Source organism: Clostridium intestinale (genome assembly GCF_035905475.1).
GTDB lineage: Bacteria > Bacillota > Clostridia > Clostridiales > Clostridiaceae > Clostridium_T > Clostridium_T intestinale.
Genome location: NZ_CP121166.1, coordinates 1,268,750 through 1,281,725 on the forward strand (window position 1 = coordinate 1,268,750; position 12,976 = coordinate 1,281,725).

Sequence of the window (12,976 nt, forward strand, 5' to 3'; positions counted from 1 at the left end):
GACCGACGGTCGGTCCAGTTATAGAATGAGGTGAAATTTATGAGAATTACTAAGGAACATGATGAAAGAAGAAATGAAATACTTGATATTGCTGAAAAGCTGTTTCACATAAAGGGTTATGATAAATGTACCATAAATGACATTCTAAAAGAGGTTGGAATTGCAAAAGGAACTTTTTATCATTACTTCAAATCCAAAGAAGAAGTTCTTGATGCTATTGTTTCTAGATATAAATATGTTGTAATAACTAAAGTTAATGAAGTAGCTAATAATGATGTTATAACTTTAGAAGAGAAACTAATGGGAGCTTTTATGTCTATGCGAATAATAGATCAACTAGATAGTGAAATGATAAATGAAATGCATAAAATGGAAAATGCCTTATTACATCAGAAAATTTTAAATCAAATTGTTATAGAAGTAGCTCCAATCTTAGTAAAAATTATTAAAGAAGGTGTAGAAAAAAAAGTTTGGAATTGTAAATTTCCTTTAGAATATATGCAAATTTTCCTAGCCTCCTCCATTACATTAACTGATGAAGGTATTTTTGAATTTGGTGAAGAACATAAAAATAAAATAATAGAAGCTTTAATTTCGGTTCTTGAAAAAATGCTTGAGGTTTCTGAAAATTCGTTTATAAAGTTATTTAAAGAAAGGGGTTTTTAGATGAAATGGTCAATAATAAAAAATGATTTTATAAAAAATAAAGCTATTAACCTGGCATTACTTTTCTTCATAATATTTTCATCAATGCTTGCAGTTAGCTCAGTTATAATGGCAGTACAAACATTTACTTCAATTTCTGACTTATATAAGGTTGCCGCCCCTCCCCATTTTCTTCAAATGCATAAGGGTGAAATTGATAAAGAAAAAATAAATAAGTTTATGTCAGAAAATAAACAAGTTACTTATAGTCAAATAGTTAATATGCTTACTGTTTATGGTGAAAATATTAATATAGTAGGAAATAGTTATAACTATAATCTCTCTGACTGTCGACTTGATATAAGTCTTATAAAGCAGAATAGTAATAGAGATCTCCTTCTAGATACTAACCACAAAAAAGTAGTTCTTAAAGATGGGGAAGTAGGAGTTCCTATGCTTTTAAAGGAACAGTATCATATGGGAATCGGTGATCATCTTATTTTAAATATCAACAATACTAAAAAAGAGTTCGTAATTAAGGAATTTATATTAGATTCTATGATGAACTCATCTATGGCTTCTTCTACTAGAATACTAATAAGCGATAAAGATTTTGATGCTCTTTCTAAGGGATCCTTAAAGAATGAATATCTTATTGAGGCTTATTTTGATAACTCAAATGATGGAGAAAGCTTTAAAACACTTTATCAAGATGCAGAACTTCCACAAAATGGCCAATTAGTAACTTATTCAATAATATTTCTTATGAGTGCCTTAACTGATATAGTCACAGTGTTTATACTTTTTGTTGTAAGTATTCTTTTAATTTTAGTTGCTTTTATCTGCATAAGATTTACTATCATGACAGCGCTAGAGGAAGAAATAAATGAAATAGGAACTATGAAAGCTATAGGACTAAATTTTAGAGATATAAGAGGAATTTATTTCAATAAATATAAAGTTCTTTCTCTCTCAGGTGTAGTTTTAGGATATGTCATTGCTTTAATAAGTAGTAGCTTATTTACAGGACATATTAGTTCAACCTTTGGAAATATGAAACTTCACCCTTTATCAATTATTTTAGGACTTGTTGCTAACTTTATAGTTTTCATTCTAATTAATCACTATTGCAAAAAAAACTTAAAGAAAATAAAAAACATAACTGTAATTGATGCACTAGTAAACAGAAATGTATTTGATAAAAAGAAAAAATTAGCGAGAGATGGATTATATAAGTCAAAAAAACTTTCTGTTAATTGGTTAATGGGAATAAGAGAAGTTCTTTATGGTTTTAAAAGTTGGTTAATTGTTCTTTCAGTTGTATCTATATCAATAGTTATGATTATGGTTCCAGTGAACCTTTTAAAAACTTTTGAATCGCCAGAGTTTATAACATATATGGGAAGTTCACAAGAAGATATTCTTATTGAAATAGAAAATGGAGATAAACTTGAAGCAAAGTATTCTGATGTAAAAAAAGTTCTCACTACCGATCCTTCTATTAATAATTACTATGAATATAAAACCATAAGAGTCAAAGTTTTAAATGCAGATAATGTGTATACAAACATGGATATAGATAGTGGTGACAATGCAGGAAATGGTCTTAAGTATCTTACAGGAAAAGCTCCTTCTGGGGAAAATGAAGTAGCTATTTCCTACATTAACTCAAATGAAATAAAAAAGGTTGTTGGTGACACCATAACTATTTTATATGATGGAAAAGAGCACACTTTCAATATTTCAGGAGTTTATCAAGATGTTACAAGTGGTGGAAATACATCAAAGTCTAAATATAAATTCCCTACTCTTCCTTCAACTAAATACTCCTTTTCAGTTAATCTTAAAGATAAAACTGATGTTAAAAATAAATCTAGTAAGTGGGGAGAAGTTCTAGGTGAGGGCGTAAATGTTGACTCAATGGATGAATTTATTAATCAAACCCTTGGTGGAGTTTCAAAACAGCTTAAGACTATTGTTATAGTTATAATAATTATAGGAACTTCTTTAGTAATGCTTATAACAATACTGTTTTTAAAACTTCGTCTTGCAAAAGATTCTTCAGAAATATCAATTCTAAAAGCCATTGGATTTTCTGAAGGAGATATAAAAAAGCAATACATGATTAAAGTTGGTGGAGTTTCTATACTTGGGATTATATTAGGGATACTTTTAACTAATTTAATTGGTGAAAGTTTAGTGAATGCTGCTTTATCAATATCAGGTATAGGAATTAAAAATATTAATCTTATAACAAATAGTTTAATTGAGTATATAGTTTTTCCTATAGTATTAATAGTACTTATACTCCTAGTGATACTAGCAGTAATGAGAAAAAGAAAAAAATTCTAAATCACATCTATAGTAAAAGAATAGAGTAGTTGGAGGTATAAGTTGAGAACAATTTTGGATGTAGAAAATTTAAGTAAGAGTTTTGATAATATACAGATTTTAAATAAGATAAGTTTTAAAGTGGAAGAAGGAGAATTTATAGCAATTATGGGGCAGTCAGGCTCTGGTAAATCAACACTTCTTTATAACATAAGTGGTATGGATCGTCCAACATCAGGTAAAGTACTTCTTAATGATAGAGATATTTCAGAACTTTCTGAAGAAAAAATCAGTGAAGTAAGATTAAAAGAAATGGGATTTATTTTTCAGCACTCTCATCTTTTAAAAAATCTCTCCATTAGGGATAACATAATTCTTCCTGGATTTAAATCCGGACTTTTATCAAGAGATGAAGTCAATAGTCGCGGTGAACTATTAATGAAAAAAACAGGAATATTAAATATTGCTGCTCACGATATAAAAAAAGTATCTGGAGGTCAACTTCAGCGTGCAGCAATATGCAGGGCACTTATTAATAATCCTTGTATTTTATTTGGAGATGAACCTACTGGAGCTTTAAATAGCAGCACTTCTAAAGAAGTAATGAATATAATAAACAGCGTTAATGAAGAAGGTACTACAGTAATCCTAGTTACTCATGATTCTAAAGTTGCCTCAAGAGCAAGCAGAGTTATTTATCTCCTAGATGGAAACATTCATGATGAACTTATGCTTACTAAATATAAAGATAGTGAAGCGTCAGCTCGTGAAAAAAAATTATCTGCATGGTTAGAAAAACATGGTTTCTAGATAAAACATTCCTTTTCGTAAGAAATCCCCGAACCCGCATGAACACTATATATAGTTATATAGCTATCTATATAACTATATATATTCCTCAAACAATGGTAAATTTATATAATAGGAGTTAATTTATTTATATTATGAGATCAGATAGAATATTATCAATTATAATAATACTTTCTCAAAAAGGGTTAGTTACTGGAAAACAGTTAGCAGAGCATTTTGAAGTTTCCTTAAGAACTATATATAGAGATTTAGAGAAGATAGGCGAGGCTGGAGTTCCTATAGCATCTACTGGGGGCACTGGAGGCGGTTACTATCTTATGAAAAACTATAATTTAAATGATTTATTCTTTAATAAAAAAGAAATTGAACCACTTATTGCAGTTATGGATAATTTAAAAACACTATTTGGAAATAATAAAGAATTTAATGATATAACCCTTAAATTTGAAACTCTAAAAAATTCACAAGAGTACAGCTATGACAAACTTAGTATAGATATGTCTCATTTTAGTATGGAACAAGAATTGAAAGAATATTTATTTTTGATAAATAAAGGGATTGAAGATTCTAAACTATTAGAATTTCTGTACATCAATAGGAATATGGAATACGAAGAACGAATAGTTGAACCACTTCAAATAGAGTTTTCTGACGGCCACTGGTATGTTATTGCCTATTGTAGAATAAGAAAAGACTGCAGAAAGTTTAAGCTTGTTAGAATACGTAATTTAAGATTAGGTGAAAATTTCGTAAAAGGCTTAATATCTATTGAGAAAATTAAAAGTAAACTTAGTGAAGGTTATGAAAAAAATAGTATTAGTGTTACTTTAAAATTTTCATCAGATATTGGAGAGCAGTTAGGTGAATACTTTTCAAAAGACAAAATCGAAGTTGTAGAAAATAATTTTTATGTAGTAAAAGATAAATTTCCAAAAGACGATGGATTAAAAAAGTTTATTTTAGGATTTGGAGATAAATGTGAAGTTATAGCTCCAATAGAATTAAGAGAAGAAATGAAAATATATATAAAAAATATATATAAGAAATATAATGACTGACATACAGGTGTCAGTCATTATTATTTATAATAGCAGATAAGTGCTGGATATTTGAAGAAGAAAGTTTATCTTTTGTTGCTAATAAAATAATTGCCACACTAAAATCTTAAAATTAAAAGGAGTGAAGATTATAAAATGAATGTATGTATTTTTTATTATGATGGTTTTTGTGAATTTGAAGTTGTACACGTAGCTGCTGAGTTTTCCTCTCAAAACTTAGTTACAGTTGCTATGGAGAATAAAGTATATATCAGTGAAGAAAAACAAAGATTTCTACCTGATAAAATGATTAATGAACTTAATCCTAATGATATAGACTTATTTATAATACCTGGAGGTAATCCCTCATATCTTTATGATAATTCTCAACTTAAGGATTTTATTAAATCTTTAGATGAAAATAATAAGATTATTGCAGGTATTTGTGGTGGAACGGAATTAATGGCAGCCTATGGTTTATTAGACTATAAAAAATGTACTGGAGATAGTGATGGATTAAAAATTGATGCTGACTATATACAGTTTTTTAAAAATTCAACAATACTTAATGAAGATATCGTTGTAGATGGGAACATAATCACTTCAACAGGACAGGCATTTATAGAATTTGCTTTTAAACTAGCTGATATTATGAATATTTATAAAGATGAAGATGCAATCCAAAAATCATATAACTGGTATAAAAATATTAAAGTATAATTATTAATTAATGCTATTAAAACCCGATAAAATGTAGGTTTCAAACTCATTTAATCGGGTTTTCCTTTTCTTTCTTAATAAATTTCTTTATTGAGTTTTTTCATATACTTCAAACTTATAATGTGTATTTTTTAGTTTCATTACTTTCAACTAATTTTACAACTCCATAAACTAAATAATCTTCCTCAATACCTTCTAGATGTAATACATCCGTTACTTCTATAATCATCTCATTACTAGCCCCATCTATTAAAATAGCAGAATCCTTAATAGAATATTTTATATTAGTAAACTTATCATTATTATCAGAATGACTAAATCCTAATGCATCAACTATATTTTGTTGATCTTCATTTAATGAACTGACACCTATAATGTCACCTTTAGCAATATTTTTACCTGTTATACTTTGAGCACCAAGCATCAATAGAATTTTATCATAATCGGCTTGCATTGCCCAAGCACATATCATACCGTATTTCTTTTCATTTTTTATGAAGCAAACGGCATTAGCTCCATAGTTAAATGCGCTAAGTTTCATTTCAATATCTCCTCAAAATGTTTTATTTAAATTTATACTTTAATTATATCAAGTAATACTTAAAAATAAACACTATGTTCACTTCTTATCTTTGATTAAATTTGTAAAAGTACAACAATTATGATACTATAACTTATTGAAATATAAACTTTACTAATGGAGGAAATATATTTATGACAAGTTTACCAAATTGTCCAAAGTGTAATTCAGAATATACTTACGAGGATGGAGATGTTTTTATTTGTCCAGAATGTGCAAATGAATGGACTTTAGATTCCACAAATAATGAAAATGTAGATGCTATAATTGTAAAAGATTCAAATGGAAATATTTTAAATGATGGTGATTCTGTTACTATAATTAAGGATCTTAAAGTTAAAGGAAGTTCAACGCCATTAAAGCAAGGAACAAAAGTTAAAGGAATACGTTTGGTTGAAGGCGACCATAACATAGATTGTAAAATTAATGGCTTTGGAGCTATGAAATTAAAATCTGAATTTGTTAAAAAAATATAGATAAAAAATAAGAGTTAGGAATGTAAATCTTCCTAACTCTTATTTTATGTAAATTGATATTGATAAACTTATTTATAAAAAAATTCTGATTGTAACTTATGTTACAGCATTAAATATGAGTAATATAGTAAACTTTAATTCGTTGAAGTTAAAGGAATTTGGATGAACTAATAAATACACAGTAGGAGGACATAATATGTCAATGTTTTGTTATCAATGTCAAGAAACAGCAGGATGTACTGGCTGTACTAAGGTAGGGGTTTGTGGTAAAGACGAACACGTAGCAAAGGCTCAAGATTTATTAATATATGTAACTAAAGGGCTAGCTATAGTAAGCAATGAAGGAAGAAAAGTTGGAGTTGTAGATAGCGTTGTTGATAAATATATTACTGAAAACTTATTTACAACAATTACAAATGCTAATTTTGATAGAGATTCTATATTAGATAGAGTAAAAGAAACGCTAAGATTAAGAGAAATTTTAAAACTTAAAGTTGTAAACTCAGGCGGACAAGTTGGAGAGGTAAGAGTAACTGGTGGATTCTTCAAGAAAATATTTGGAATGCAAACTACTGAAGTTATAATGCCAGACGCTGCATCATGGACTGCAGATAATACAATAGCATTTGATGCAAAGGCTGTAACTGTTGGAGTTCTTTCAACTGAAAATGAGGATATAAGAAGTTTAAGAGAACTTATAACTTATGGATTAAAAGGATTATCGGCTTACATGAAGCATGCTATGAACTTAAAATATAATAACGAAGAAGTTCATGCATTTATGGCTAAAGCACTAGCTTCTACAATAGACGATAGCTTAACTGTAGATGATTTAGTTGGACTTGCATTAGAAGCAGGTAAGTTTGGAGTAGATGGTATGGCACTACTTGATCAAGCTAATACTGAAACTTATGGACACCCCGAAATAACAACTGTTGATATAGGTGTTAGAAAAAATCCTGGAATATTAATATCTGGACATGATTTAAGAGATTTAGAAATGCTACTTGAGCAAACAGAAGGAACAGGAGTAGATGTATATACTCATGGAGAAATGCTTGCTGGACAATACTATCCAAAATTCAAAAAATATAGTCACTTCGCAGGCAATTATGGTAATGCATGGTGGAAACAAAAAGAAGAGTTTGAGAAGTTTAATGGAGCAATTCTAATGACAACTAACTGTATAGTTATACCTAAAGCTTCTTATAAAGATAGATTATTTACAACGGGTGCTACAGGAATGCCAGGCTGTGAACATATAGAAGCTAAATCTGATGGAACCAAAGATTTTTCTAAAGTTATTGAAATGGCTAAAAAATGTAAAGCACCAACAGAAATAGAAAAGGGACAAATAGTTGGTGGATTTGCTCACAACCAAGTTTTAGCACTTGCAGACAAGGTTGCAGATGCTGTTAAAACTGGTGCAATAAAAAGATTCTTTGTTATGGCCGGTTGTGATGGAAGAGCTAAATCTAGAAACTACTATACAGAATTTGCAGAAAAATTACCTAAAGATACAGTTATATTAACTGCTGGTTGTGCAAAATATAAGTACAACAAATTAAACCTAGGTGATATTGGAGGAATTCCAAGAGTGTTAGACGCTGGACAATGTAATGATTCATATTCATTAGTTGTAATTGCTCTAAAACTTCAAGAAGTTTTTGGATTGAAGAGTGTAAATGAATTACCTATATCTTATAACATAGCTTGGTATGAACAAAAAGCTGTAATAGTATTATTATCATTGCTACACTTAGGTGTTAAAAATATTCATTTAGGACCAACACTTCCTGCATTCCTTTCACCAAATGTTGCAAAAGTATTAGTAGAAAACTTTGGTATCGGTGGAATAACTAATGTTGAAGATGACATGAAAATGTTCATGGAATCATAGTAATAAAACAATCTAAAAATATAGTATATATCTTTTAAATCGTTATTTAGTTTCGATGCACGTAATAATTACTTTAGTGAGCTAATTATTGATTAGATTATGTATATCATATATATTTAAATTGAAATTTCTCATTACAAACACCAAAATTCCTTCTTGAAGGCAGAAGATATATCTTCTGCCTTTTTTTTTAGCCTTTTCAGCAGAATAGACTAAAGTCATTTTATCAATTACAAAGTTTTTATAGAATTATATATGTTAAATATTTCCAGGGAAATTTGTGTTTTTAATTACTATCATTATGGAACAATTTAAAACTTAAAACATATAGTTTAATGTTGAATAATAAAAAATGATAAAATGAGGAGTGTATAATGATAAAAGGAATAGATATATCAAACTACCAAGTGAATGTAGATTTTAACGCACTAAAAAACTCAATACAAGTTGTAATAATAAAGGCTACAGAAGGAGTTTCATTTATAGATCCCAAGCTAGAATCACATTATCAAGGAGCAAAAAATGCTGGTTTCCCAGTAGGATTTTATCACTTTATGAGTGAAAAAACCTCACCTTCTGAACAAGCTGTAGAATTTTATAATGCTATAAAAAATAAAAGTTATGAAATAATTCCAGTTTTGGATATAGAAAATAATTCTCAGAATAGAAATGCATCACAAATAACTGATAGGTGTTTAGAATTTTTAGCTAAGTTCAAAGAGTTGTCAGGTTTGGATTGTATAATATATACTGGTGGGTATTTTGGACGAGATAATTTAGATAGCAGAATCAAAAGATATAAAGCATGGATAGCTCATTATGGAGTTAGTGCTCCAATGGCAACTGGCTTCTATAATGTAGTAGGTCATCAATATACCTCAAACGGAAGAGTATCAGGTATCAATGGGAATGTTGATTTAAACAATTTTACAGAAGGAATATTTATAAACAATCAGCAAACTCCAGTAGAACCACCAAGACAAGAATCAAATAGTGGGAATAATATTATTCGAGAACTACAAAAAGAATTTAATAGACAGCTTAATTCTGGATTAGTAGTAGATGGAATAGCTGGCCCTAAGACTTTATCTGCCGCTCCACTGATTAAACAAGGAGCTCAAGGTAATATAACAAAGTGGATTCAAGAAAAAGTTGGTACAACTCCAGATGGTATATTTGGGGTAAACACTAAACAAGCAGTTATAAATTTTCAGAAATCACAGGGACTATCAGCTGATGGAATAGTTGGACAGAATACCTGGAGAAAACTTTTAGGACTATAAAAAAGTCGATAAGGCGATTATGAGCTGTATAATTTCCTGAAAAATAAAAAAGCTCCTACATCTTAAGTGATGCAGGAGCAATATTTTTTAGATTTAACAAAAGCTTTCAAGGAGGTGAAAACTCTGGAAAATAATCTAATCCTTAATTAATACATCGTATGCTTAATTAGAATTACTTGTTACAAGTTTCGATATTATTTTTAAATTAAAAACATCCTATCTATTAACTAGCACAATAGACAGGATGTTGACGGGCAAGAGAATCATTAAAATTATCAAAGCTAACTTATAATGGTCTAATATAATATATGACAAATCTATTAATAATGAGACACTTTTCGATTGAATTTTATAATATTTACTAATTGTTAAAAAAAAGACAATGATTTCGTGCCATTTTCATGGTATAATTAACAAAATACCCTAATTTGTAGAATTAAATAAAGTAGACTATTTATATAATGATGGCAAGGGAAGGGTTTTATATGAAAATTATGTATAAGCTTATAATTAGTTATTTGGGATTAATTATTTTTGTAGTAAGTATATTAGGTTTTTTTACAGTCCAAAAATCTAAATCAGCAGTTTTAAAAGAGATTAATGAGAAAAGTAAACGATTAACACAATCTATTGATACCACTCTTAGTGTCAGAAATGACTTGCTTATCGAAAAATCTTATGGAGATTTGAACTTTGCAAGCTCAATATTAAATAACTTTAACAATTTCAATGTAGATTATAATAACTACGTAAAAGTTGGTGAATTTACCCTTCCAATTTTATATGCTGGTAATCAGAACCTAACATTAGATAATACACTAGTCAATAAGTTGAAGAAGTCTACTGGAGCTGTTGCAACAATATTTTTATTAAATGATGATAAACTAATAAGAGTATCTAGTACTATAGCAGCTGATGATAGTAGCGTTTTAGGTACATATATTTCAAGTGATACAGATGCTTATAAAAAAATACTTAATAATGAAGAATTCATAGGATGTATTTTAATCCAAGGCTCTGGATATGTTACTAGAATGAAGCCTTTACTTGACAGTCATAAAAATATTATAGGAGCAATCGGTATAGGGAATAAGGTTATTAATAATTATTTAAGTGAAACATTAAGTGAAATTAAGTTGGGAGAAACAGGATATGCTTACATATTAGATTCAAATGGTAACGTAATAATTCATCCATCTGATAAAGGAAAAAATGTTAGTAATTATGATTTTTTTCAAAAGATTTATTCCTCTAAAGAAGGAACAATAGAGTATACATACAATGATGTTAGGAAAGTTGCCTATTATACATATTTTGAGCCATGGGATTGGTACATAGTTACTACAGCTAATTACGATGAGTTAAACTATTCTTCTAAAGAAATTCTAAATACTACAATTATTATTGGATGTATAGTAATAATTTTTGCTGGGATAATAGCAGTTTTTGTAGCTAATACTTTAGTTAGACCTATTAGTAAATTAAAATCATGTATGGAAATTGCAGGTTCAGGTGATCTATCTATACGCTGCGATATAGATAGTAAAGATGAGATAGGAGTATTATCAAACAGCTTCAACTACATGATATCAGAGAATAAAAGATTATTAGAGGAAACATTAAAATATGATAAGTTAAAAACTGAGTTTATAGCAAATATGTCCCACGAATTAAGAACTCCATTAAATATTATTTTTTCTACAACACAGCTATTTTCTTTACTTATAAAAAAAGGAGAAAGTTTAAATACAGAAAAATTAAGTAGCTACACAAGTGGTGTTAAACAGAATTGTTATAGGCTATTGAGGCTCGTAAATAATTTAATTGACATGACTAAGATAGATTCTGGGTTTGTTAAAATTGATTTAGAGAATGGAAATATAGTAGAGGTAGTGGAGGAGATAACTCAATCAACAGCTGAATATGTACATACTATGGAAAGAACTATCATATTTGACACTGATGTAGAAGAAAAAATAATGGCCTTTGATGCTGAAAAATTAGAAAGAATCTTTTTAAATCTAATATCTAATGCAACTAAATTTACTAAACCAGGAGACACAATCGAGGTAAATTTATTTGATAAAGATGATTATGTAGTAATATCAGTAAAAGATACTGGAAAAGGAATCTCAGAAGAAAATTTAGCTCAACTTTTCCAAAGATTTAAACAAGTAGATCCTCTTTTAAATAGAAGTCACGAGGGCAGTGGTATAGGTTTATCTATAGTTAAGGCATTAGTTGAAATGCATGAAGGGACTATTGAAGTAAAAAGCATAAAAGATAAAGGCACCGAATTTATAATTACTCTTCCAGCTAAAATCATACAAAATGGTGTAGACGCAACTCCAAAAAGTAATTTTAAGAGTCAATATAATGTAGAAAAAATAAAAATTGAATTCTCAGATATTTATAGATAATTAAGTTTCTAAAGAACACTTCTTGGTATTAAAACATATAAAAATTATATAGACCTACCTAAAAAGTATGGTTCAAAACTGCCAAGGAGGCTATTTAATGAACGGCATGGAGCTAATTATGAAACTTCAGAAAAAGATGCAAGATCCTGCGTTTGCAGAAAAATTCAGCAGATTGGCTAATGAAATAAGCGGCATACCTGGTTTACAGCAAGAAGTAATGAGAATTTCTCAAATTAGTAACGAAAGAGATAGAGAAAAAGCCTTAGACAGATTACCTAGCAAAGTAAAAAAATCAGTTACAGAAATGATGAAGTTATTAGCCTAATCTTTAATTAAGGATATCCCAAAGTAATTAAAAACGCTTTGGGATATCCTATTTATATGCATATAAATGTTAAGAAATTTTCACTTCACCTTTTCCAACAATTACAATTCTATAGCTAGATTTAATAGGTATTAAATTGAAAGAGTCAGACTTTTTAGCTAATTGAAATGCTTGAACTGCAATTTGTTTTTCATTAAAAATTAATACATAAATATTTTCATCAGATATATTTTCCATTACATAGTTGTTTTCAGGTTTTGGATTTAAATCCGATAGCTTATACAGCCCTTCTTTAAATGTATCTTTTACAGCTAGAGCGCTTAATGAATTTATATTAATACATAAAATTAGTACAAAGAAAAAAATATATATAGATTTTTTCATCATATCACCTCTTTTGAATCTAGTGTTAGTATATGTAAAAAAAATATACTTAAAACTTAACTCCA

General features: G+C 28.7%; 12 protein-coding genes. 10 read left to right on the forward strand and 2 right to left on the reverse strand.

Annotated features, from left to right (window positions below; translation table 11 throughout):
• Positions 1-39: 39 nt before the first annotated feature.
• The 5 genes from P8F83_RS06580 (at position 40) to P8F83_RS06600 (ending at position 5,543) form a co-directional block, all read left to right on the forward strand.
• Positions 40-666: a TetR/AcrR family transcriptional regulator gene (locus tag P8F83_RS06580; protein WP_326513971.1), complete on the forward strand. Its 627-nt coding sequence runs from the start codon at positions 40-42 to the stop codon at positions 664-666.
• Positions 667-2,997 carry an ABC transporter permease gene (locus tag P8F83_RS06585; RefSeq protein WP_326513972.1) on the forward strand — a complete coding sequence of 777 codons (2,331 nt, stop codon included), beginning with the start codon at positions 667-669 and terminating at the stop codon, positions 2,995-2,997.
• Between the two features lie 42 nt (positions 2,998-3,039).
• The gene (locus P8F83_RS06590; RefSeq protein ID WP_326513973.1) at positions 3,040-3,786 is read left to right on the forward strand and encodes an ABC transporter ATP-binding protein; all 747 of its coding nucleotides are present in this window, start codon (positions 3,040-3,042) and stop codon (positions 3,784-3,786) included.
• Positions 3,787-3,920: 134 nt separating this feature from the next.
• Positions 3,921-4,844 carry a helix-turn-helix transcriptional regulator gene (locus P8F83_RS06595; RefSeq protein WP_326513974.1) on the forward strand — a complete coding sequence of 308 codons (924 nt, stop codon included), beginning with the start codon at positions 3,921-3,923 and terminating at the stop codon, positions 4,842-4,844.
• A 135-nt stretch (positions 4,845-4,979) separates the two neighbouring features.
• On the forward strand, positions 4,980-5,543 hold the full coding sequence (locus tag P8F83_RS06600) for a DJ-1/PfpI family protein (RefSeq protein WP_326513975.1): 564 nt from the start codon (positions 4,980-4,982) through the stop codon (positions 5,541-5,543).
• A gap of 115 nt (positions 5,544-5,658) precedes the next feature.
• Here the strand turns inward: P8F83_RS06600 and P8F83_RS06605 are convergent, their stop codons facing one another.
• Entirely contained in the window at positions 5,659-6,084 is a 426-nt protein-coding gene (locus P8F83_RS06605) for a flavin reductase (RefSeq protein WP_326513976.1), read from the reverse strand.
• A gap of 173 nt (positions 6,085-6,257) precedes the next feature.
• Between P8F83_RS06605 and P8F83_RS06610 the strand changes: the two genes are divergently transcribed.
• From P8F83_RS06610 to P8F83_RS06630, 5 genes are all read left to right on the forward strand, one after another.
• Positions 6,258-6,599, forward strand: a complete 342-nt coding sequence (locus P8F83_RS06610) for a zinc ribbon domain-containing protein YjdM (protein WP_326513977.1) — start codon at positions 6,258-6,260, stop codon at positions 6,597-6,599.
• A 196-nt stretch (positions 6,600-6,795) separates the two neighbouring features.
• The gene (gene hcp / locus P8F83_RS06615; protein WP_326513978.1) at positions 6,796-8,499 is read left to right on the forward strand and encodes a hydroxylamine reductase; all 1,704 of its coding nucleotides are present in this window, start codon (positions 6,796-6,798) and stop codon (positions 8,497-8,499) included.
• A 374-nt stretch (positions 8,500-8,873) separates the two neighbouring features.
• Positions 8,874-9,782, forward strand: coding sequence for a GH25 family lysozyme (locus tag P8F83_RS06620; protein WP_326513979.1), 909 nt, complete (start codon positions 8,874-8,876; stop codon positions 9,780-9,782).
• Between the two features lie 485 nt (positions 9,783-10,267).
• Complete coding sequence (locus tag P8F83_RS06625) at positions 10,268-12,202, forward strand: Cache 3/Cache 2 fusion domain-containing protein (protein WP_326513980.1); 1,935 nt, start codon at positions 10,268-10,270, stop codon at positions 12,200-12,202.
• A 97-nt stretch (positions 12,203-12,299) separates the two neighbouring features.
• Entirely contained in the window at positions 12,300-12,527 is a 228-nt protein-coding gene (locus tag P8F83_RS06630; RefSeq protein WP_021801952.1) for a hypothetical protein, read from the forward strand.
• A 69-nt stretch (positions 12,528-12,596) separates the two neighbouring features.
• On the opposite strand, the gene P8F83_RS06635 is transcribed toward P8F83_RS06630, so the two are convergent.
• Positions 12,597-12,911 carry a hypothetical protein gene (locus P8F83_RS06635; protein WP_021801953.1) on the reverse strand — a complete coding sequence of 105 codons (315 nt, stop codon included), beginning with the start codon at positions 12,909-12,911 and terminating at the stop codon, positions 12,597-12,599.
• Positions 12,912-12,976 lie beyond the last annotated feature (65 nt).

Bases quoted from the DNA above. Each gene is read 5' to 3' on its own strand.
- P8F83_RS06580 (WP_326513971.1), top strand. From the start codon at position 40: ATGAGAATTACTAAGGAACATGATGAAAGAAGAAATGAAATACTTGAT.
- P8F83_RS06585 (WP_326513972.1), top strand. From the start codon at position 667: ATGAAATGGTCAATAATAAAAAATGATTTTATAAAAAATAAAGCTATT.
- P8F83_RS06595 (WP_326513974.1), top strand. From the start codon at position 3,921: ATGAGATCAGATAGAATATTATCAATTATAATAATACTTTCTCAAAAA.
- P8F83_RS06600 (WP_326513975.1), top strand. From the start codon at position 4,980: ATGAATGTATGTATTTTTTATTATGATGGTTTTTGTGAATTTGAAGTT.
- P8F83_RS06605 (WP_326513976.1), bottom strand. From the start codon at position 6,084: ATGAAACTTAGCGCATTTAACTATGGAGCTAATGCCGTTTGCTTCATA.
- P8F83_RS06610 (WP_326513977.1), top strand. From the start codon at position 6,258: ATGACAAGTTTACCAAATTGTCCAAAGTGTAATTCAGAATATACTTAC.
- hcp (WP_326513978.1), top strand. From the start codon at position 6,796: ATGTCAATGTTTTGTTATCAATGTCAAGAAACAGCAGGATGTACTGGC.
- P8F83_RS06620 (WP_326513979.1), top strand. From the start codon at position 8,874: ATGATAAAAGGAATAGATATATCAAACTACCAAGTGAATGTAGATTTT.
- P8F83_RS06625 (WP_326513980.1), top strand. From the start codon at position 10,268: ATGAAAATTATGTATAAGCTTATAATTAGTTATTTGGGATTAATTATT.
- P8F83_RS06630 (WP_021801952.1), top strand. From the start codon at position 12,300: ATGAACGGCATGGAGCTAATTATGAAACTTCAGAAAAAGATGCAAGAT.
- P8F83_RS06635 (WP_021801953.1), bottom strand. From the start codon at position 12,911: ATGAAAAAATCTATATATATTTTTTTCTTTGTACTAATTTTATGTATT.